Origin of the sequence: Flavobacterium oreochromis, from assembly GCF_019565455.1 — a bacterium.
In the GTDB taxonomy this organism is placed as follows: domain Bacteria; phylum Bacteroidota; class Bacteroidia; order Flavobacteriales; family Flavobacteriaceae; genus Flavobacterium; species Flavobacterium oreochromis.
The window spans coordinates 3,406,433-3,428,041 of sequence record NZ_CP067377.1 but is presented as its reverse complement, the minus strand read 5'-3'; the positions used below and the strand labels follow the sequence as shown (position 1 = coordinate 3,428,041).

Below are 21,609 nucleotides of genomic sequence, written 5' to 3'. Positions count from 1 at the left end.
TGAAAAATCAATTTTAAGTTGGAGTTGATGAAACTTTTTACAATCCATTTTGCTGGAGGAAATAAATACTCTTTCAATAAGATATTTAATCAAACTAGTTGTTCCCTTCCTATTGAAATAAATAGGAGTAACTCTGATTTAAATACTACCATTGAAGAAATTTTAAACAATTTAAAATTAGATAACATTAAATCTGACTATATAATTTACGGTCACAGTATGGGAGCTCTATTGGCTTATCTATTATGTCATCGACTTCAAGAAGAAGGTTTGCCTATGCCTCAACAATTAATCGTAAGCGGTAAAAAAGCACCATCCATTCCAAGAGAAAATAAAATTTCCCATTTACCTGATCGGGAATTTTGGAAAGAGATAGTTGCTTTAGGCGGAATTCCAGAAGAAATGCAAAACTACCCAGAATTGATAGATTATTATTTACCTATTTTAAGACATGATTTTAAATTAGTAGAAAGTTATGAATACGAAAAGAAACCTAAACTAAACATTCCTATTGATGTTTTTTATGGTTCTGAAGAAGCTACTGAGGAGGAGATGTTAGGATGGAAAGAAGAAACAACAGGAAAAATTACTATAACTAAATTGGAAGGTAATCATTTTTTTATCTTTAATCACATAGAATATTTTCAAAACTATTTTAACAGTTTATCACAAGAGAGCACCAATGTTGAAAATATCATTTAAGAATATCATTTCTTTAATCGCTTTTGCCTTACCTAATACAGTATTAAGTTTTGGCATACTTTTTATCATAAACAATGTAATATCTAACTCAAAAGGCTATGATGAACCTTACTTATCTTGGGGCTTTTTATGTATCATTGTTTTTACATATTTACTAAACATTATTTTTCAAAAAAGATTAAATCAGTACGCCTACTTCATTTTGTATGAAAATGAAAAGAAAATTTTCAATAGAATATTAAATACAAAACTCATTACTTTAGAGAAATTTGGTACACAGCGTTTTTATACTGTTATAGAAGATGTAAGAGTGTTTTCATCATTACCCGAAGTAGTAACACATTCGATTAATTCGTTGTTAATGCTAGTCTTATGTTTAGTGTATATGTTCACATTGTCTTTATATTCTGGGTTAGCCGTATTGGGATTAATTATTTTAATAGCGGTAGTTTATTTTGTAGTAATGAATACTATGACTGGAAAAGTAGAGGTTTTAAGAAAATACAACGAAAATTACTTTAAATATGTGAATGATGTTATTAAGGGATTTAAAAACCTTAAAATTAATTCAGTATTAGCTAAGAACTTAATAAATAATAATCTAAATCCTAATCGAGATCAAGCTAGAGATTTAAATTATACGATTAATTACATTTTTTTATCCATTAATTTAATAAGTCAATATGGATTGTATCTTATCATTGGGGCAATTCTTTTTGTTTTACCTAATCTAAATTTATTGCCAAAGGAAGATATAACATCTTATGTGGTTATTTTACTTTTCATTACAGGTCCAATAACGAACTTAATCAATATGCAAAGTATATATGTTCGTTTTGCGGTAGCAAATAAGCGTATTAATGATTTTATGAAAGACTTTGTTTTAGAAGATAATCATTCAGAATCTTTAATCCGTGAAAAAGTAAACGATTTTGATACTTTAGAATTTAAAAATATTTCATTTACCTATGGTGAGAGTTTAGAAGAAAAATCATTCGCTTTGGATAAAGTAAATTTTAATGTAAAAAAAGGCGAAGTCATCTTTATAATTGGTGGTAATGGTAGTGGTAAAAGTACATTTATAAACGTATTGACAGGTTTATATGATAGAGTTTCAGGTGACATTACTCTAGATGGTAAAGATTTGGGTTCTAAATCCGATTTACAATCTTTAATGGCTCCTGTTTTTACTGATAATTATGTCTTTTCTCATAATTATGATCATTATAAATTAGAAAACAATCCAGAGTATCATTCATTATTAAAGTTGATGGAAATGGATAAAGTGGTTACGGATGATAAAGAAGATTCGGCTAGACGAAATTTCTCTAAAGGACAAAGTAAGAGAATGTCCTTAATTTTTGCATTATTAGAGGAGAGACCTATTTTAGTTTTAGATGAATGGGCAGCAGATCAAGATCCGTATTTTAGAAAATATTTCTATGAAGAATTAGTTCCTAAATTTAAACGAGAAGGGAAAACAATTATTGCGGTTACCCATGATGATGCTTATTTTGACCAAGCAGATAGAATTGTGAAATTTGACTATGGACAAATCGTTCAAGACATAGAAGTAAATTCAAAAATGAGTCTTCCTATTATTAGTTAAGTAAATTATGAAACTAACACTTCCGCAATTGGATATATATTTTGAGCAACTTATATATCCTGAAGAAGCCATTTACAATATTGGTGCAAAAATTTCAATCGAAGGGATTTTAAATTTTGAAGTATTTGAAAAAGCATATATTCAATTAATTAAGCAGCATGATACGTATCGAAGCTGTTTAAAAGTGGAATCCAATCAAGTAGATTTTGTTGTTATAGAAGAAGTTCGCCCTTTAGAGTATATTGACTTTACAGAAGAAATATATGAAGAAGAATCTGTTTTAGACTTTATGCAAAAAGAGTTTAAAAAACCTTTTGATATTGAAAATGATAAATTTTTATACCGATTTGTGTTAATTAAAGTAGCAGAAAATAAACATTTTTTATTTTCTGTATATCATCACATTATTACTGATGGTTGGGGTACATCATTGATGTTTACAAGATTGGTTAAGAACTATAATGAAATTTTAGAATTAGGGGAAGTTACAAGTGAATATCCTTTTACTTATCAAAACTTCGTAGAAGACGATAAAAAATATTTCGAATCTCCACAGTTTTCTACAGATAAAAAATACTGGGTTGATAAATTTAGTACGTTGCCTGAATCTTTGTTTGAAAAAAATAGATCCAGCTAATAAAACCAATATAAGTTCTCGCGAAAAACTGGTGTTAAAGCGTGATACTTATAACCAGTTAATCGATTTAGCAGTAAAAACAAAGTCATCGAGTTTTCACATCATACTTTCTTTACTTTACACTTATTTTGGTAAAAGATACCAAAAAGAGTTTATTTCAATAGGACTTCCTGTTTTAAATCGATCTAGTACCGCATTTAAAAAGACAGTTGGTTTGTTTATGGGAGTAAATCCATTAGTAATCGAGATAAATCAAGAAAGTACTTTTGCTGAGTTGGTCGAAACAACTAAAATACAATTACGTCAAGATTATAGATACCAACGTTTGCCTTTAGGACAACTAGTGAAAGAATTGGGTACTTTTAATGAGAAAGAAAGAATTTTTAATATGACACTTTCTTATGAAAAGCAAGACTATTCATCACATTTTCAGGATACTATTACAAAGGTTGTTCCACTCTCTCACGAAGCTGAAAGAGTCGCATTAGCGCTTTATATTAGAGAATTTGATGCTAACGAAGATGTAGAAATAGACTTTGATTATCACACTAACTATTTTACAGAGAGTGAGATTAAAAAAGTGGTTTCGCATTTTCAAATTCTTTTGCAAAATGTTTTAAAAAACCCAGATTTCAAACTTAAAGAGCTAGAATATATTCCTAAAAATGAACGTCACCAATTAGTATATGACTTTAATGACACCAAGGTAGATTATCCAAAAGATAAAACGATTGTTGAGTTGTTTGAAGTACAAGCGGCTAAAACACCTGATAATGTAGCAGTTCAAGATTCCTTGATAAGCTTTACATACAAAGAGTTACAATTTAAATCAAATGCAGTTGCAACTTATTTAACTTCAAAATTTGGATTGGATAAAGAACCTATCGGGATTATAGTTAATCGATCAGCAGATTTAATTGTTTTATTACTGGGTATTTTAAAATCGGGTAAAAGTTACATTCCTATTGATCCATTATTACCAAAAGAAAGAATAAAATACATCATCCATCAAAGTAATTCAAGAGTATTGATAATTGAAGATGAATTGTTAAATGATTTTAAGTCCACAAAGGAATCTTCAGACAAAGTTAGTTTAATCAGCAAAAAGAGATTTTAGAATTTGAAGGAAATACCAGTTTTAATTCAAATTCAATTAAAGTTGAAGATACGGCTTATATCATTTATACTTCAGGCTCAACAGGTAATCCAAAGGGAGTTGAAATACGACACAAAGCGTTGTGTAATTTTCTGGTAAGTATGCAAAATCAACCAGGAATTGAATCTCAGGATACACTTTTTTCTGTAACTACCTATTCTTTTGATATTTCAATTTTAGAATTTTTTGTGCCCCTTATAAGTGGTGCTCGTGTGTATGTAGTAAGTAAAGAGGTGTTAGGAAATATAGATGTTTTAAAAGAAACTTTAACAAAAGTTAATCCTTCCATTATACAAGCCACGCCAAGTTTTTATCAAATGCTATTCAATGCAAATTGGGAAGGAAGCAAGAAATTAAAAGTATTATGTGGTGGAGATAGTTTAAATGAATCATTAACCAAACAACTTTTGGAATCTTGCCAAGAAGTTTGGAATATGTATGGTCCAACAGAAACAACAATCTGGTCGAGTTGCAAAAAAATAGAAAAACCTTCAGATGCATCCAATATTGGTAAACCTATTGCTAATACACAAATTTATATTTTGGATGCTAATTTGAATTTGTTACCATCAAATACGGTGGGACGAATATTCATAGCAGGCGATGGTTTAGCAAAAGGCTATTACAATAATCCTGAATTAACGGCAGAAAGATTCATTAATAATCCATTCGAACAAGGAGTATTGATGTATGAAGTTGGTGATCTAGGAAAATGGAATGAAAAAGGCGAAATAGAATTTTTAGGTAGAAATGATTTTCAAGTAAAAATACGAGGATTCCGAATCGAATTAGGGGAAATTGAATCGAAATTGCAAGAAAACAAACAAATTATTCAAGCAGTTGTAGACGCAAAAGAAATCAACGGGCAAAAATATTTAGTAGCTTATTATACTGAAAAGGGGGAGTCTGAATTAGATACAACAGCTGTTAAATCGTATTTACAAGAAAGATTGCCTGATTATATGGTTCCCAATTTCTTTGTAAAATTAATGAGTATTCCACTCACACCAAATGGTAAAGTAAATCGTAAAGCCTTACCCGAAATTTCAGAGGAGAATATAGTAAAGAAGATTTATATAGCCCCGCAAACAGCCATCGAGGCAGCATTAGTTTCCATTTGGCAAGAGATATTAAATGTTGAAAAAATTGGTGTAACCGATAATTTCTTTGAATTAGGGGGGCATAGTTTATTGGCTGTAAAAATAGTAAATGAAATTTCAAAAAAATTAAACAAAAACCTTACTCTAAAGTATATTTTTCAGAATCAAACAATTCAAGAGTTGGCGAAATCTTTAGAAATAGTAACAACTGAAAATATTGTAATACCTAAAGCAATTTTAAAGGAAGCCTATCCTATAACTAAAGATCAAGAAAACATTTGGCTAGCCACTCAAATGGAAGATTTTTCTAACGCATATAATATGTATTCCATTTTTTCTATAAAGGGAATTATTGACAATCAATTGTTAGAAAATGCTATTAACCAAGTTATAGAAGAAAATGAAATTTTAAGAACCAATTTTATTGAATCACGAGGTGAAGTATTACAATTAATAAATCAAAAAGTTGATTTCAAAATAGATATTCATAAAATAGACAAAGAAGAATTATTAAAATCAATTACAGAATTTGTTTCGTATGATTTTAATCTAAATACAGATCTTTTATTAAAAGTAGCCATTTTTGAAGTGGATGATAATGAAAAACATCTTGCCTTTTTAACACACCATATTATTGTGGATGGAATCTCATTAGAATTGTTGTTGGCTAAGTTGATTTCTTTATATAAAATTGAAGAAGGCAATACGATAAACAAAGATTTCCAATTTAAAGATTATACAGAATGGGTAAGGGAAGAACAGAATTCTAAAAGTTTTGCATCTTTCTTTAATTCAAAAGTTGCAAAAACCAAAGCTCTAATAAGTGATACTTCACTTGGTTATACAAAATCAAAGATTAAAGTGTTTGATAAAGAGCAGCATTCAACTTTAAAAGAAATATCAAATACAAATAGAACATCCGTTTTTACGGTTATTGCGACTTCTTTGAATGTAGTATTAAGTAAAATTCTTCAACAACAAGAAATTACTTTAGCAACTATAGTTAGTGGTAGGGATCATACAGATTTAGAAAGTCAAATTGGGATGTTTGTTAAGACATTACCCCTTCAATTGAATATAGATCAAGAAAGTTCATTGCATCAATTACTCAAAATCTGTAATGATCAATTACTATTAATCAACGAAAACAATAATGCACCAATACAAATTAATCTAAATCAACTCACCGACTTTATGATTGTTTATCAAAAAGGGAATAAGGCGATGGAAAACAAGATTAATTTTGGTGAATTTATATTGGAAAGAAACAATGTAATCAAAACTAAATCTAGATTCCCAATCGTATTTAATTTCTTTGAAAATGATACATTACGATGTGAAATAGAATATAGTGAATTTATTGATGAAATTTATCTGCAATTAATTTTAGATAAATTGGAGATTTTGATTGATTTATTAGGAACTAATTCATCTGCTAAAATAAGCTCTTTAGATTTGAGAACTATTGAAGAGAAAAAGATTTTGGGTTCAGTTGAAATTGATTTTGATTTTTGATGATTGTATATTATTCATACATAAACGAAGAAAATCATTGTTTTTTGCTTGAAAATTATATTGATAGTTTTTCTAGTGAATTTAAACAAAGAGTGTTACGTTATAGAAGATGGCAAGACGCTCAGTTATCTTTACTAGGGCGATTACTTTTAAAGAAAGGTCTTGAAGAATGTTTTGGTATTAATCATTTTGAAATTGGCTATGCAAACAATAAAAAACCTTTTTTAAAAGAATTAGACATTCAATTTAATATTTCACATGCTAATGATGTAGTAGTATGTGTCTTGTCCAAATCAAATATTGGAATTGATATTGAGTTTATAGATAAAAATATAGATATTGAAATGTTTAAGTCTCAAATGACTGGTAATGAGTTTGAAAAGGTGATAACCTCTGTAAACACGCAGCAAAGTTTTTTTACTTATTGGACAGAAAAAGAAGCAGTCATAAAATCACATGGTAATGGTTTATTTATTCCTTTAAAGTCATTTGAAATTATTGAAGATGTTGCCGTTATAGACAGTCAAAAGTTTTATGTAAAAAAAATAGATATAGATTCAAGATATAAATGCTGCATCGCAACTTCTGATGAAAAATCAGATTTAGAAAAAATAAAATTGCAAGAAATAGATATAAATAAATTATAAAAATGAAGTTATTACGTTTGTTAACCTGTTTAATACTGTTTTTCTCAACAGCAATTAATGCCCAAATTAAATTAGAAAAAACAAAAACGTTCTTTCCTGATAATAAAGAACTGAAAGAAGAAAAGATAGATTGGTTTTATTTTTCCGTTCCAGAAAACTGGAATTCAACGCAAGGAAGAAAAGTAAAACTGGCAGTGGCAGTTTTGAAAAATACAAATAAAATAAAATCAGAACCTGTGGTTTTTATTCAAGGAGGACCAGGTGGTAATACTATTGAAACAACAATGTTTTGGGTCAATCATCCTTTAAGAAAGAATCATGATATTGTATTGCTTGATTTACGTGGAACTGGATTTTCAGAGCCTAAATTATGTCCAGATTTAGGTAAAAAGTTCTTTGAAATCCTTTCAAAAAATCAATCAAATGAAAAAGACATTTCAGATAAAGTTAAAGTTTCTTTAGAATGCAAACAAGATATGATAAATCAAGGTATTGATTTATCAGCTTACAATAGTAATTCAGTATCGATGGATTTGAATGCTTTGAAAAAGGCTTTAAAGTATCAAAAATGGAATGTATTAGGAGTTTCTTATGGGACCCATATCAGTCAAACGTATGCAAATTTATTCCCTGATGATATAAATTCACTTATATTGGATTCATCAATACCTGAAATTGGCAACTATTATGTAAACAATACAAAAAATTATGAGTTGAGTTTACAAAAATTATTCGATGATTGTAGAAATAATCCTGACTGTAATGCTAGTTTTCCAAATTTAGAGCAAGTATATTACAACAATATTTCAGCTTTACAAAAGAAACCAATCACTGTTAAAGTGAATAAATCAATTGTACCTTCTGGAACTTTTACTTACAATGCTGAAGATTATAAAATTGCAATCCAACAATCATTATATGACAAAAAGCTAGTTGAGGTTTTGCCACTTTTAATTTATCAATTTAAAAATAGAAATGAGACCACTTTAGCTGGGCTAGTTCAGGCTTTTTCAGGAGCTTTATCTTTAAATTATGGTAATTATTTTTGCTTCACTTGTAATGAAGTAATTCCTTTTAATAATTTAAATGAATATAATACAGTTTCTAGAAGCACAAAACTAAAAGAAGGTCTCTCTTTTTATAAATCAGATTTTGAGGTATGTAAAAAATGGAATAGTGTTTCCAAATTAAATACTAAAAAAAATGATTTTAAACCAAATAATAATAAATATAAAGTTCTTGTTTTATCTGGAGGTTTTGATCCAATAACACCAACATATTTTGGTTACGAAACTGCAAAAAAATTTAATAATTCATTCGTTATTGAAGGTTATACTTATGGTCATGGTCTAGGTTATACCAAATCTGGAAGAGAAATTATAAATAATTTTATTGAAAATAAACCAATTACAGATTCTTTAAAGCAATATTTTAATAAGAAAAGAGTCGAGTTTAAATCTGATATTGAAATAAATAAAACAGTTGTTAAGTTAGGTGGAGAAGTTTCCTCAAAACAATGGTATTATTTTATTCCCTTACTATTATCAATGTTTGTTTTGTTTTCTAGTTTATGTTACACAACTTATGCGGTTATAAAAAATAAATTGAATACAAATTTAAATACGTGGCTATTGTTTAGTGCAAGTTTGATAAGTATAGTTTTTTTAATTTTCTTGACATTAAGCATTAATTCTGTGATGAATGACAATTTTTATATCCTTGCTTTTGGATTACCTAAAGAGTGGAGTTTCGTTAATTATTTATACCTAATTTCCTTATTCCTTTCTTTAAGTTTTGTTATTCATTCGTTAATTAAGAGAATGAAATCAAATATTCCATTATACTCGATGTTGATACTTTCATTTTTTCTGTTACATTTTTATTTCTTTAAATGGTATGTAGATTAGACTCTTATCAAGATTAGAGAAATTAATAATTTTCATCTTATACAATTTTGTTATTTAATTTAGAAAGTTTGGAAGTATAGATTTATTTTAGATAACATAGCCAGAAATAGTTACTAATTTTTTATTCGATTACAAAAAGAGTTAGCTGATGTAAAACTGGAACGAGGTATATTAAAAAAGGCAGTTGCATCTTCTTTAAGAGTGACAGATAAGATATGAATTTACGCATCATTATAAATGTAAATTTCCAGTTGAGAAGAAGTGTCAAGTTTTTAAGGTCAGTATTGACTTGATCCGTAATCTGGTTTGAAAATATAGGAAATAAAAAAAACCGATAAATTTAATTTATCGGTTTTTTCGTGGGGAGAGCAGGATTCGAACCTGCGAAGGTTTCCCAACGGATTTACAGTCCGTCCTCGTTGGCCGCTTGAGTATCTCCCCTCACATGACCGTGATTGCTTGATTGCGATGCAAAAGTACAGTTCTTTTTGGATAAACAAGCTTTTTTGTAAGTTTTTTTATTATTTTTTGTAAGTATCTGTTTTTTAGTTAGATGATTTTTAAGATAATCTGAATTTTTAGATATTTTTGTCTTTTATGATCAGAAATTTGAAAGGCTTTTATGAATCGTAAAAAAAAATAAAGAAGATGTTCTAAAAGTAAAAAGGGCTCTATGAGAATTGCTTATTTGAAAACTATATTAAAGAGGTGTCAAATATTTTATTAAATAATAAGGCCATCCTTTTGGACAGCCTATTATTTTTTATTTTAAGTGGATAGTTTTTATATATGTAATGCTCTTTTACCAGTAGCATCTAAAGCAGCTTCTTTGATTGCTTCTGAAAAAGTAGGGTGAGCATGTGACATTCTTGATATGTCTTCTGCACTTGCGCGGAATTCCATAGCAGTAACAGCTTCTGCTATTAAATCAGCAGCACGAGCTCCAATCATGTGTATACCTAATACTTCATCTGTATTAGCATCAGCTAAAATTTTAACAAAACCATCAGTATCAGCACTTGCGCGAGCACGTCCTAAAGCTTTGAATGGGAAGGTTCCAACTTTATAGTTTTTACCTTCAGTTTTTAATTGTTCTTCTGTTTTTCCTACAGCAGAAACTTCAGGCCAAGTATAAACCACTCCAGGGATTAAATTGTAATCAATATGAGGTTTTTGACCTGCTAGGTATTCTGCTACCATAACACCTTCTTCTTCTGCTTTGTGAGCTAACATTGCTCCTCGAACGACATCACCAATAGCATATATGTTAGGAGTAGAGGTTTGTAGATGGTCATTTACTTCTATTTGTCCTCTTTCTGTAAGTTTTATACCTGCTTTTTCAGAATTTAATCCATCAGTATAAGGGCGGCGTCCTACTGCTACTAAGGCGTAATCTCCTTCAAGTACAATTTCTTGTCCTTTTGCATTATCTGCTTTTACAACTACTTCATTTCCATTACGAGAAACTTCTTTTACTTTATGTGAAGTATAGAATTTCATTCCTTGTTTTTTTAATACTTTAGTCAGTTCTTTTGATAAAGCACCATCCATACCAGGAATAATTCTGTCCATAAATTCAACTACTGATACTTGAGCTCCTAATCGTAGATAGACTTGACCTAGTTCTAGGCCAATTACACCACCACCAATAATGATTAAATGCTTAGGGACTTCAGGTAATTTTAATGCTTCAGTAGAGGTAATGATTCTTTCTTTGTCAATTTTAATAAATGGCAAACTTGATGGTTTTGAGCCTGTAGCAACGATTGTGTTTTTTGCTTCAATTTTTTCAATAGAACCATCTTCTTTTGTTATGTTTAAAGTAGTTGCATTTTCAAATGATCCAACACCTTGAAATACAGTAATGTTGTTTTTGTCCATTAAAAATTTAACCCCACCACAAGTCTGATCAACTACAGATTGTTTACGTTCGATCATTTTTTGAAGGTTAATCTTGATATCACCTGATACTTCAATTCCATGATCTGTAAAGTGTTGTAATTCTTCATAATGATGTGAAGAAGCTAATAATGCTTTTGAAGGTATACAGCCTACGTTTAGACAGGTACCTCCAAGAGTGGCATATTTTTCAATAATAGCCGTTTTCATTCCTAATTGTGCACAACGAATTGCTGCTACATATCCTCCAGGGCCTGAACCTATTACAACTACGTCAAATGAGCTCATAATATATATTTTATGTTGTTTTAAAAAAGTTGGTTACAAAATTAACAATTTATAATAGAAAAAAATCAGATAATTTGTGATATTTAATTTTAATCTAAGTAGTGAGTGATTATGTTTTTATGTATGAAAACTTCATATTAACAAGGTTTCATGATTTTTAGAATCATTTTATCTTGAATTAACTAGTTATAAAATTGTTTGTTCTTTATTGTATTACTGCATTGTTTGATTAAAGTAAATTAAAAAATGATACTGTTTTTAATTATAAAATTTCAAACTGATTGCAGTTTGAATATTGAATCTTTTTTAATTAACTGTAAGTAAATAGTATAGGGTTCTTTTAAATATCATAAACAGTTGTACTTTTTACTTCTCCAATCATAAATGAAGAATGGGTACTTCCAATATGTTTAATAGAAGTAAGTTTCGTTACCATAAATTCTCTATATTCCTCCATATCTGCAACGCAAATTTTTAAAATATAATCATAATCACCGCTGACATGAAAGCATTCTAATACTTCATCTAACTTTAATATTGCATTTTCAAAATCAGCAATAAATTCGTGATTATGTTGTACTAATTTAATATGACAAAAAACAACATAGCTTTTGTTTATTTTTTTTCGATCTACTAATGCAACGTATTTTTTGATAGTACCATCTTTTTCTAATTTCTTTATACGTTCATAAACAGCGGTAACTGATAAATTAAGTTTTCCAGAAAGTTCCTTTGTTGTTTGTTTACTATCTTCTTGAAGTAATTTCAATAATTTTTTATCTATGACATCCATTTGTTTAAAAATTTTCGTTAAAATTATTGTTTTATATTGATATGCCGAAAAAAAAACTAAAACTTTTAAATAATATTTTAACTTATTAAGTATTCTTATTTTTGGAAATAATTTAAAAAAGAAATAATTAATGAAAAAATACACTTTTAGTTTGCTTTTGATTGGAGGTATGACATTTGCGCAAAAGTTAACTATTGAGGAGACTGTTACAGGGGGAAGAAAGTTTGCACCCACTACACAATTAGCACAACAATGGCGTAAAAATTCCGAAAGCAATTACTTATTTAAGTTCAGATTTTTCAAGCTTATTAGAAAAAAATAGTTCTAATGGGTGGAAAGAAGCAGTTTTAGCTACAAAAGCTGAATTTGAAACAGCCTTAAAGACTAATATAAATTCAGATGAGTTTTCATTAAGAAGTTTCCCAGTCGTTATAGAATGGAAATCTATTGATACATTTGAAACAGAAATAGCAGGTAAAAAAAATAACTATAAGGTTACTTATAATGTTATTACTAAAAATATTGTAAATGTTATTACCTATAGTAATGAAGGTAATCAAGCAAAATTTGCTTCTAATGGCAATGTAGCTTGGTTAAAAGAAAATAATATAAAAATTACAACTCCTTCAGGAAATATAGTAGATGTTACTAATGATATAGATAAAGGGATTGTAAATGGTTCTGATTATGTACATCGTCAGGAATTTGGTATAGATACTGGTATGTGGTGGAATCAATCAGGAACACAATTAGCTTATTATCGTAAAGATGAAACGATGGTAGCTAATTATCCTTTAACTAATTGGAACGAACCAGAAGCCGTTAATAAAGATATTAAATATCCAATGGCGGGTATGACAAGTGAAAATGTAACCTTAGTTGTTTTTGATGTAGCTACTGGTAAAAAAGTAGTAGTTAAAACGGGTGAACCAAAAGATCAATATTTAACCATGGTTTCTTGGGAACCAACAGGCAAGTACATATTTATAGGTGTTTTGAATCGAGAGCAAAATCATTTAAAATTTAATAAATATGATGTACAGACAGGTAATTTTGTGAAGACCTTGTTTGAAGAAAAAGCTTCTACTTGGATAGAACCACAACATCCATTAATTTTTGTGCCTAATAATTTTTCTCAGTTTATTTATCAAACGGATTTTAATGGATTTAATCAAATGTATTTGTATGATACGGATGGTAATTTGTTAAAAAACTTAGGTTATAATGATGTAGTCGTTAAAGAATTTTTAGGTTTTGACTCTAAATCAGAAAAGATTAACTATATTGGAACAGCTAATAATGGTTTAGATCGTCAGTTATATCAAGTTGATTTAAAATCAGGGAAAACGATACAATTAACTACTATATCGGGAACTCATACAGCTTCTGTTTCTTCGGATGGAACTATGGTTTTAGATCAATACAGTAATATTAAAACTCCTAATGAAATTTCAGTTATTGATATTAAATCAAAAAAAGAAGTCGAATTGCTAAAAGCAAATGATCCTTTTCAAGGAAAAATGGATATGCCAAAAATGGAGTTAGTGACAATTACTTCTGCTGATGGAAAAACACCTTTAAATGGAAGAATTATTTATCCAGCCAATTTTGATGCTACTAAAAAATATCCTGTGATGATATATGTTTATGGAGGTTCACATGCTCAATTAGTTAATAATCGTTGGTTAGGAGGCGCAGGTTATTTTGATTATTATATGGCACAAAATGGTTATGTAGTATTTACACTTGATAACAGAGGTAGTGATTCTCGCGGAAAAAAATTCTGTGATGTAAACCATCGTCAGTTAGGAGTAAATGAAATGGCTGATCAAATGGAAGGGGTTAAATTCTTAAAATCAAAATCATTTGTAGATAAAGAAAGGATAGGCGTTTTTGGATGGAGCTTTGGCGGATTTATGACAACAAGTTTGATGACGAGTCAAGTTGATACCTTTAAAGTAGGTGTTGCAGGTGGACCAGTTATTGATTGGAAATATTATGAAGTTATGTATGGTGAACGATATATGGATACCCCACAAGAGAATCCTGAAGGTTATGCAAAAACTTCTTTATTAGATAAAGCTAAAAATTTAAAAGGACGTTTGTTAATTATTCATGGAGCGCAAGACCCTGTTGTTGTACAGCAAAATAGTATGAATTTTATTGAAGCATGTATTAAAGCAGGAAAACAGGTAGATTATTTTTTATATCCTAATCATGAGCATAATGTAGGAGGAAGGGATCGAATTCATATGTATGCTAAAATTGCTGATTATTTTGATGTATATTTGAAAAAAATAAAACAAATAAATCATGCAACAAAAAACTTCAATTGCTTTTATAGCTGCTTCTTGGGCGGCTTTAGGAGTAGGTATGACGGGGTATCTAGTAGGACTTGCTAGAGCTCAAATGCAATTAAATGAAAAAGGATATTATTTTTCAATTTTAATGTTTGGAATATTTGCCGTTATATCTTTACAAAAAGCTGTTAGAGATAGATTAGAAAATATACCAGTAACGAATATTTATTATGGACTTTGCTGGTTTACTACACTTCTGGCTATTTTGTTACTTGCTGTAGGTTTGTGGAATGCAACTCTTTTACCAAGTGAAAAAGGATTTTATGTCTTCGGTTTTTTACTAGCTATTTTTGGTGCAATTTCAGTTCAAAAAAACACTCGTGATAATGCTAGTTTTTCTAGATAGTTAGCAATTTTAACGTTAAAATACATCGTCCCGAAAGGAAGTTAAAATTCTTTTCGGGATTTTGTTTTAAGCCATCATTTAAATGTATTATTGCTATTTATTGTAAACTATTTCAGAAATTTTAGAGTTATAAATAAGGCACTGCTAATTCTGTAAACCAAGTACCTGTTTGTTTTCCACTAATTCCTAGTTCATCTACTAAAGTCATAACTAGTAATACTCTTTTTTGTTTTTGTATAACATGTTGCTATTTATTTAATTATTAATTTTTATTATTTTCTTAATCGTTCTTTTAGTGTTTCAGCTAATGGAGCTGCCGATGCAGGACTTTGTCCAGTCATTAACGGACCATCTACTACTACATTTGGCTGCCAGTTTGCAACACTTTTATAGTTTGCACCTCTTCTTTTTAATTCTTGTTCAAGGGAGAATAATAAATGTCTGTCAAGTTCAATTTCAGCATCCTCAGCATCTTTGAATCCAGTTAGGTTTTTACCTTCAACTAAATATTTTCCATTTGTTAATTTTACATCTCTTAAAATAGCTGGTGCATGACAAACCATAGCTATAGGACGTCCAGACTCATAAAAATCTCTAATTAGTTTAATTACATATTGATCAGAAGCTAAGTCTGTTAATAAACCATAACCGCCTGGGAAGAAAACTGCGTCAAAAGTGTTATAATCTATATTGCGAAGTTTTCTAGTTGTTTTAGCTGCAAACATCGCTACAGGGTCGTTCAAAAATTTATCTGTGTATGGCGTGGTAAATGGAGCTTTCATACTTAGTAAATCGATAGGTGCTGCACCACCATTAGGAGAGGCAAGAACTACTTCATAACCTGCATCAGTAAGAATGTAATAAGGTGCTGCTAGTTCAGTAAACCATGAGCCTGTTTGTTTTCCACTAATTCCCATATCATCATAAGAACTCATGATTAACAATACTCTTTTTTGTTTGTTAACTTTATAAGAAGTGTTTTGAGCTTGGATAGATAATCCTAAGAAGATAAAAGCTAATAAGGTTATTTTTTTTAATAATGTTTTCATTTTTTTTGAAATTTTAATTGTTATTTTTTTAAGTATTTTTTTGAAAAACAAGTGTTACTAAATCTTGTTCTTGGGTATTATATAAGAAATGTCTTATCGTTTTTACGTGTCTAAGAAGTGTTTTTAATTTCCATTTTTCTTTGTTTTAATATTACATTACAAAGGTCTTGAGTTTATGAATCCTGTAAAATGGACAAAATCGAAAAAGAATGGTAATTTTAAGAAATGGGCATTTACTTGTCTTATAAGATGTTTTGAAGGGAAGTAAAATATAAGGGTTTAGTACTACTAGAATTAGAAGCTAACTCATTGTAAACTATTTTAAGACAATTATGTGTAAGATTTTGTGATGAAGCTTAAAATAGCAAAGAAGTTGAAAATACATTGAAATTTTTTCCCACAGCTGTATTTTAGTACTTCGAGGACAACAAAAATACTTTTTTAAACTAAAAGCATTTTTAGCGGTAAAAATTCTAAAGGTTGCTTTGGTTGTAACTATTCAGGTATTTTTTTATTAGTTGGTTTAAGAAAATTATCTAACAAATAATATCTTAACTTAAGCATAGCTATTAATGATTTTTACCATTTAGAATTAAGGCTATAAAAGCTTTGTGCTTAGCTAATGACATTATAAGAAAATTAAGTAGTGCTCAACGCAATTTTCACATAACAACTTAAAAAAACTTAATTCTTAATGGTTTATTTATTTGTGGCGTAAAAAATCTATTTGGCTAAATAGTTACCTTTGGTTTAACTTGTTGTTATAGATTTTCTAAACTCAGAAGGGGACATATTTGCATGTTTTTTAAAAAACTTAACAAAATAAGAAGGATCTTCAAAACCTAATCGATACCCTATTTGGGTTACATTGAGTTCTGAGTGAAGTAATAAACGTTGAGATTCAAGTATAATTCGTTCTTGAATGATTTGTAAAGGCGTTTTATTAATTAGTTGTTGTGTAAGATCAGATAATGTTCTAGATGATATCATTAACAAGGATGCATATTCAGAAACAGAAAGCCCTTTGGTATAATTTTGGTCAACAAGATTGATGAATTTTATAAACTGAACACGTTTATCATCAAGGATAAAAGGTGTTTCTTTTCGTGTTTTTTCGCAAATGTTTTTTTTACGTTGAATTTGAATAAGAAATGACTTTAAATAAGCTCTTAAAATTTCTTCTTTACCAAAATCTTCTTGATCTGCTGCTTCTTTCTGTATTAATTGGATATAATCGCTTAGTAAAACATTGGTTTGGTCTGAAATAGTACAATAAGGATTCTGGTAAGGGTTGTTAAACAAATTGTATTTTAAAAAGAAATCGGTTTCACTTTCTTTTTGTACTAAAAAGTCTTCATTGAAATGTAGTAAAATTCCTTTATAATCAACATTGTCATCAAAATAATGCACCTGATTTTTAGCAATAAAAAAAACAGTGTCATTTACCACTTTATGTGATTTGAAATCTACAAAATGTTCTCCTTGACCCTCTTGAAACCAAATAATTTGATAATAACTATGAATATGAGGCTTTGTGGTATGTTCTTTATGTTTATTGATATATTCGTGAAGATCATAAGTGGCAAATTGGGGTTTGTTTGGTTGATGCCTGTTTAAATGATATTCGTTGATGATATTTTGATTGTCTTCGTTATTCATAACGACAAAGTTTAAAAAACTAATTTTAATAGATTTTGTAAATATTAGATAGTTGTTTTTTTTAAAGTTTTTATGAAACGAATTATTTTGAAGAAATTAGGAGGAGTGAAAGTTTACTTTTTAAAGATAGAAGTTAGTTTATTTAACTTAAAAGAGGGGATCCCAAAAGTAAAAAATCAAGGTAAAATCTATGATTTATATTAAACTAAGAGTTTTATAATCAGTATTATATAAAATCTTACTTTAAAAGAAATAATAAGATTATAGACTTTTAGGACCTCCTCTGTAATGATTTGTATATTTTATTTATTAGTAGTAGGTGTATCAACAGGCATTTTGTCTAATAACTCTAGCTCAAAAACTAAATTAGTATTAGGCGGAATTACTCCACCAGCTCCTTGTGCACCATAACCTAGGTTAGAAGGAATAAATAAAACAGCTTTGTCTCCAATATTCATTTTTTCTAATCCTTCTAAGAAACCAGGTATTAAGCCTTCTTTTTTTCCTGCTTGAAAAGGAAATGGTTGATATGCTTTAGCTGCTGCTCTACGTTCATCTAATTTTCCAAAATCTTTTGCTACTTTTTCATAGCTAGTATCAAATAAGGTTCCATCTTCAAAATAACCTGCGTAGTGCACATATACTGTAGATCCTGTTTCAGGTTTTTTACCAGTTCCTTTAGAAATTATGTTATATAATAATCCTGTATCTGATTTGCTAGCGTTTGCTTTTGTTTGAGCAAAGTAAGCTGTTTTGTCAGCTTTAACTTTTAATAGTTTAGCTTCTATTTCTTTTTGCGCTTTTATTTGTTTATCTACACTTTCTTTAAAAACTTTTGCTGCATCAAATTTTTTAGCATTAGTTCCTTTTCTTATGATGGTTATTTTGTTTATTGTATCATCTTGAGCAATTTTATTTACTATATCTTGTCCTGTTATAACATGGCCAAATACGGTATGACGACCGTCTAACCATGGAGTTGCTTTATGAGTGATGAAAAATTGGCTACCATTTGTACCAGGTCCAGCATTAGCCATAGAAAGTATTCCAGGGCCTGTATGTTTTAAATCAGGTACTATTTCATCTTTAAATTTGTATCCAGGTCCACCACTTCCGTTTCCATCAGGATCACCACCTTGAATCATAAAGTCTTGAATTACACGATGAAATTTTAGACCGTTATAAAAAGGTTTTCCTGCGTATTTTGTATTCACCATAGGGTTTTTACCCTCTACTAAAGAAACAAAATTAGCTACAGTAATAGGCGTTTTTTCAAATTCTAATTGTACTACAATTTTGCCTTTATTTGTTTCTATTTCAGCAAATAATCCTTCTCCTGTTTGTTTTTCACCTTTTGAATTGCAAGATGAGAAAGAAAATAAAAAAGTAAAAAGACTTAAAAATAAACTTATCATTTTTTTCATTTTAGTTAATAATTGGTTTTAGTTATTATTTTTATTTATATCTGATGGAGTAACTGTTTTATTATTTTGTTCTTTTTTGATGTCATTAAGTGTAACGGTACAAATTAAAGGTTGATTAATTCCTATTTTATTATTGTCACCATGATATCCAAAAGCTAAATGGGATGGTAATAAGAAAGTCACTTTTTCACCTTTTTGCATTAATTTTATTCCATCTTGAAGACCTTTTATGAAATCTTGTTGATCTACTTTATAGGTTTGTGGTTTTAACTCAGTTTGAGTATAAATTATTTTTCCTTTTATATCTTTTATTTCATAGTCAAAAAAAGCAATGTCACCTTTAATAGGTTTAGGTTGCTCTGTTGTATTTTTAGTGTTATAAAAGTACCAATAGCCTTTTTTAGAGGTAGTATATTCGTGAGCAGTATCTTTTTTTATAATATTGATAATGATTTCTTCTTCGTTTTTATTTAACTTTTTGTTGCGATCAATTGATTGTTTCATAAATTCCCCTGTCTTATGCGATATAGGTCTTCTAGCTTCTTGTTTTTGAGTACAGCAAGTAACTAAATTCATGCTAAGGACTATGAATGTAATGATTCTTAATGTTTTCATTTTCTTATTTCTTTAACAATACTTATAAATTGATTTACAGTTTCTTTTAAACTCAAAGTTGATTTACCTCCTGCTGCATTTAAATGCCCGCCTCCATTAAAATAATTTCGGGCAAATTGATTAACATCAAAATCTCCTTGAGAACGGAATGAAATTTTAATAATTCCTTCTTCTTTGTTTTCTATGAAAATAGCTGTAAAGTCTATTCCTTTTATGCTTAGTCCATAATTTACAAAACCTTCTGTATCTCCTTTTTGATGAGAGAAATGATTTAATTCTTCTTGATTTAATGTAATATAAGATGTTTTATAATCTTGCATTAATTGCATATTTTGTAAAGCTTTACCTAATAATTGTAGTCTGTTATAAGAACTAGTATCAAAAAGGTTGTTGTGTATTTCAGCATTTCTAATTCCTTTTTTATTAAATCAGAAGCTACTTCGTGTGTGGTACTGGTTGTAGAAGAAAATCTAAAGGATCCTGTGTCAGTTACTAATCCTGTATAAATACAGGTTGCTACAGTACTATTAATTAAATTGTCATATCCCATGAAGTGAATAAAATGATAAACCATTTCGCAGGTAGAACTCATAGATGTATCAGAATATTTGTAAAGCGCGTAAGAATCGGGTAATTGATGGTGATCAATCATGATAAAGGTTTTGTTAAGTGTTAACAAAAAGCTTTCCATTAAATCACCTGTTCTGTGTAAGGCGTTAAAATCAAGTGTGAAAATTATATCTGACAAGTTGAGTTGTTCTTGACAATGTTGAATTTCTTTTTCATAGATTAATACTTCTTCTGAGCCAGGTAACCAAGCTAAAAAACTTGGAAAATCATTTGGAGCCATTACGATGGTTTTATGTCCTAATTGTTTTAAAATATGACATAATCCTAAAGTTGAACCCATAGCATCACCATCTGGATTGCGATGAGGTATAATCGTAATATTTTTTGGGGTAGCTAATAAGTTTTTTATAGCTATAATTTCATTTGCATTCATCATAATGCCAAAAATAGTATTTTTTTATTCAAATATATTAAAGATGATAGGTCTTTATGTTTTTTTTAAAATAGTTATCTTATAAAAGCAGAAGGTTGTATTAATTTTAATACAACCTTCTGCTTTTATTTAAGAGATTTTAAGTTTATTTTTCAAAATAATTAGTCTCTTTCCCATTAGATTTTATTGTAATGAGAGTTGGTTTTTGATTAGATTGACAATGTATAGTATCAGTTCCATTTACATAGTTAGCACCTTTAGACCAAGCTTCTACTTGAGTGTATATAGTTGATTTTCCAGATTTAGTAATACGTAATAAATGTAATTTTTCTGTATTGATGTATGCTAATTCAATTTGATCATCTTTATCTTGATTGTTAATAGCTATTGAATTTAGAGGACTTAATAAAACAAGTTTTTGATCTTTATCATCTATTTTTAATATCGCTTTATCTCCATTGCTTTCTAGAGTATATTTACTATCTTGGTAAATAGCTCCTTTAGCCCATGCTTGTTTTTGCGATAATGTAACTAATTCTTTTTCATCTAATGTTATTATAACTACTCTTTTTCCTTCTTTTTCTGTATAATAAAAAGAGTAGTTCTTACCATCTAAAGCTTTGTAAGTATAAGTATTACTTGCTTTTTCTATAGCTTGATCATTGTTTTCTTCATTTTTTGTTATACTATCTACACTTACAAGTGTATCATTTTTAATTGAATTATTAGTTTCAGTGGTAACTTCTTTTTTGCAGCTTATAATACATAAAAGAATTCCTAAGCCTAATGTTATTTTTTTCATGTTTTATATATATAATAATGACAAATTTAAATTTATTTTGGTTATTATAATTTTTAAAATTATAAATTAAATGTAGAAATATTTAATAGATAAAATTT

Annotated in this window: 17 protein-coding genes, 1 tRNA gene and 1 pseudogene; 10 read left to right on the top strand and 9 right to left on the bottom strand. The window is 28.8% G+C overall.

Going from position 1 to position 21,609, the window contains the following annotated elements:
- Positions 1 to 27 precede the first annotated feature (27 nt).
- From JJC03_RS16525 to JJC03_RS16495, 7 genes are read left to right on the top strand one after another with little or no spacing between them, the layout of a single operon-like run.
- Entirely contained in the window at positions 28 to 702 is a 675-nt protein-coding gene (locus tag JJC03_RS16525; RefSeq protein WP_235873729.1) for a thioesterase II family protein, read from the top strand.
- The gene (locus tag JJC03_RS16520) at positions 683 to 2,311 is read left to right on the top strand and encodes a cyclic peptide export ABC transporter (protein WP_235873728.1); all 1,629 of its coding nucleotides are present in this window, start codon (positions 683 to 685) and stop codon (positions 2,309 to 2,311) included. Before JJC03_RS16525 ends, JJC03_RS16520 begins: the two co-directional genes overlap by 20 nt.
- Positions 2,312 to 2,318: 7 nt before the next feature.
- Positions 2,319 to 2,948, top strand: a complete 630-nt coding sequence (locus JJC03_RS16515) for a condensation domain-containing protein (RefSeq protein WP_235873727.1) — start codon at positions 2,319 to 2,321, stop codon at positions 2,946 to 2,948.
- Positions 2,926 to 4,065, top strand: coding sequence for a condensation domain-containing protein (locus tag JJC03_RS16510; RefSeq protein WP_235873726.1), 1,140 nt, complete (start codon positions 2,926 to 2,928; stop codon positions 4,063 to 4,065). Before JJC03_RS16515 ends, JJC03_RS16510 begins: the two co-directional genes overlap by 23 nt.
- A complete protein-coding gene (locus tag JJC03_RS16505; protein ID WP_309597816.1) occupies positions 4,059 to 6,719 on the top strand; it encodes a condensation domain-containing protein in 2,661 nt (886 codons plus the stop codon). The genes JJC03_RS16510 and JJC03_RS16505 overlap by 7 nt, the downstream gene beginning before the upstream one ends.
- A 44-nt stretch (positions 6,720 to 6,763) precedes the next feature.
- Complete coding sequence (locus JJC03_RS16500) at positions 6,764 to 7,366, top strand: 4'-phosphopantetheinyl transferase family protein (protein WP_258932012.1); 603 nt, start codon at positions 6,764 to 6,766, stop codon at positions 7,364 to 7,366.
- A 2-nt stretch (positions 7,367 to 7,368) separates the two neighbouring features.
- Positions 7,369 to 9,273 carry an alpha/beta fold hydrolase gene (locus JJC03_RS16495; RefSeq protein ID WP_235873723.1) on the top strand — a complete coding sequence of 635 codons (1,905 nt, stop codon included), beginning with the start codon at positions 7,369 to 7,371 and terminating at the stop codon, positions 9,271 to 9,273.
- Positions 9,274 to 9,633: 360 nt separating this feature from the next.
- On the opposite strand, the gene JJC03_RS16490 is transcribed toward JJC03_RS16495, so the two are convergent.
- From JJC03_RS16490 to JJC03_RS16480, 3 genes are all read right to left on the bottom strand, one after another.
- A tRNA-Tyr gene (locus JJC03_RS16490) sits at positions 9,634 to 9,714 on the bottom strand.
- Between the two features lie 342 nt (positions 9,715 to 10,056).
- On the bottom strand, positions 10,057 to 11,460 hold the full coding sequence (gene lpdA, locus JJC03_RS16485; protein ID WP_088398976.1) for a dihydrolipoyl dehydrogenase: 1,404 nt from the start codon (positions 11,458 to 11,460) through the stop codon (positions 10,057 to 10,059).
- Between the two features lie 340 nt (positions 11,461 to 11,800).
- A complete protein-coding gene (locus tag JJC03_RS16480) occupies positions 11,801 to 12,253 on the bottom strand; it encodes an Lrp/AsnC family transcriptional regulator (protein WP_088398974.1) in 453 nt (150 codons plus the stop codon).
- Between the two features lie 130 nt (positions 12,254 to 12,383).
- Here JJC03_RS16480 and JJC03_RS18425 point away from each other — a divergent pair, with 130 nt between their 5' ends.
- Genes JJC03_RS18425 through yiaA form a run of 3 tightly spaced genes read left to right on the top strand, consistent with a single transcriptional unit; the run spans position 12,384 to position 14,959 of the window.
- Positions 12,384 to 12,575 (top strand): hypothetical protein, encoded by a 192-nt coding sequence (locus JJC03_RS18425; protein WP_258932011.1) that lies wholly within the window; start codon positions 12,384 to 12,386, stop codon positions 12,573 to 12,575.
- Complete coding sequence (locus JJC03_RS16475; RefSeq protein WP_309597815.1) at positions 12,517 to 14,655, top strand: S9 family peptidase; 2,139 nt, start codon at positions 12,517 to 12,519, stop codon at positions 14,653 to 14,655. The genes JJC03_RS18425 and JJC03_RS16475 overlap by 59 nt, the downstream gene beginning before the upstream one ends.
- Positions 14,567 to 14,959, top strand: a complete 393-nt coding sequence (gene yiaA, locus JJC03_RS16470; protein WP_088398969.1) for an inner membrane protein YiaA — start codon at positions 14,567 to 14,569, stop codon at positions 14,957 to 14,959. Before JJC03_RS16475 ends, yiaA begins: the two co-directional genes overlap by 89 nt.
- A gap of 272 nt (positions 14,960 to 15,231) precedes the next feature.
- On the opposite strand, the gene JJC03_RS16465 is transcribed toward yiaA, so the two are convergent.
- From JJC03_RS16465 to JJC03_RS16440, 6 genes and pseudogenes are all read right to left on the bottom strand, one after another.
- The gene (locus tag JJC03_RS16465; RefSeq protein ID WP_103715539.1) at positions 15,232 to 16,008 is read right to left on the bottom strand and encodes a type 1 glutamine amidotransferase domain-containing protein; all 777 of its coding nucleotides are present in this window, start codon (positions 16,006 to 16,008) and stop codon (positions 15,232 to 15,234) included.
- 750 nt (positions 16,009 to 16,758) lie between these two features.
- On the bottom strand, positions 16,759 to 17,667 hold the full coding sequence (locus tag JJC03_RS16460) for an AraC family transcriptional regulator (RefSeq protein WP_235873722.1): 909 nt from the start codon (positions 17,665 to 17,667) through the stop codon (positions 16,759 to 16,761).
- A gap of 302 nt (positions 17,668 to 17,969) precedes the next feature.
- On the bottom strand, positions 17,970 to 19,091 hold the full coding sequence (locus JJC03_RS16455) for a peptidylprolyl isomerase (protein ID WP_235873721.1): 1,122 nt from the start codon (positions 19,089 to 19,091) through the stop codon (positions 17,970 to 17,972).
- Between the two features lie 18 nt (positions 19,092 to 19,109).
- Positions 19,110 to 19,706, bottom strand: a complete 597-nt coding sequence (gene gldI, locus JJC03_RS16450) for a gliding motility-associated peptidyl-prolyl isomerase GldI (RefSeq protein ID WP_088398962.1) — start codon at positions 19,704 to 19,706, stop codon at positions 19,110 to 19,112.
- Positions 19,703 to 20,712, bottom strand: a pseudogene (locus JJC03_RS16445) (DHH family phosphoesterase). Before JJC03_RS16445 ends, gldI begins: the two are co-directional and overlap by 4 nt.
- Positions 20,713 to 20,854: 142 nt before the next feature.
- Positions 20,855 to 21,511 (bottom strand): hypothetical protein, encoded by a 657-nt coding sequence (locus JJC03_RS16440; RefSeq protein ID WP_235873720.1) that lies wholly within the window; start codon positions 21,509 to 21,511, stop codon positions 20,855 to 20,857.
- Between the last annotated feature and the right edge of the window lie 98 nt (positions 21,512 to 21,609).

Excerpts from the sequence above, each read along its gene's own strand:
- JJC03_RS16525 (WP_235873729.1), top strand. The coding sequence starts at position 28 with ATGAAACTTTTTACAATCCATTTTGCTGGAGGAAATAAATACTCTTTC.
- JJC03_RS16520 (WP_235873728.1), top strand. The coding sequence starts at position 683 with ATGTTGAAAATATCATTTAAGAATATCATTTCTTTAATCGCTTTTGCC.
- JJC03_RS16515 (WP_235873727.1), top strand. The coding sequence starts at position 2,319 with ATGAAACTAACACTTCCGCAATTGGATATATATTTTGAGCAACTTATA.
- JJC03_RS16495 (WP_235873723.1), top strand. The coding sequence starts at position 7,369 with ATGAAGTTATTACGTTTGTTAACCTGTTTAATACTGTTTTTCTCAACA.
- lpdA (WP_088398976.1), bottom strand. The coding sequence starts at position 11,460 with ATGAGCTCATTTGACGTAGTTGTAATAGGTTCAGGCCCTGGAGGATAT.
- JJC03_RS16480 (WP_088398974.1), bottom strand. The coding sequence starts at position 12,253 with ATGGATGTCATAGATAAAAAATTATTGAAATTACTTCAAGAAGATAGT.
- JJC03_RS18425 (WP_258932011.1), top strand. The coding sequence starts at position 12,384 with ATGAAAAAATACACTTTTAGTTTGCTTTTGATTGGAGGTATGACATTT.
- yiaA (WP_088398969.1), top strand. The coding sequence starts at position 14,567 with ATGCAACAAAAAACTTCAATTGCTTTTATAGCTGCTTCTTGGGCGGCT.
- JJC03_RS16465 (WP_103715539.1), bottom strand. The coding sequence starts at position 16,008 with ATGAAAACATTATTAAAAAAAATAACCTTATTAGCTTTTATCTTCTTA.
- JJC03_RS16460 (WP_235873722.1), bottom strand. The coding sequence starts at position 17,667 with ATGAATAACGAAGACAATCAAAATATCATCAACGAATATCATTTAAAC.
- JJC03_RS16455 (WP_235873721.1), bottom strand. The coding sequence starts at position 19,091 with ATGAAAAAAATGATAAGTTTATTTTTAAGTCTTTTTACTTTTTTATTT.
- gldI (WP_088398962.1), bottom strand. The coding sequence starts at position 19,706 with ATGAAAACATTAAGAATCATTACATTCATAGTCCTTAGCATGAATTTA.
- JJC03_RS16440 (WP_235873720.1), bottom strand. The coding sequence starts at position 21,511 with ATGAAAAAAATAACATTAGGCTTAGGAATTCTTTTATGTATTATAAGC.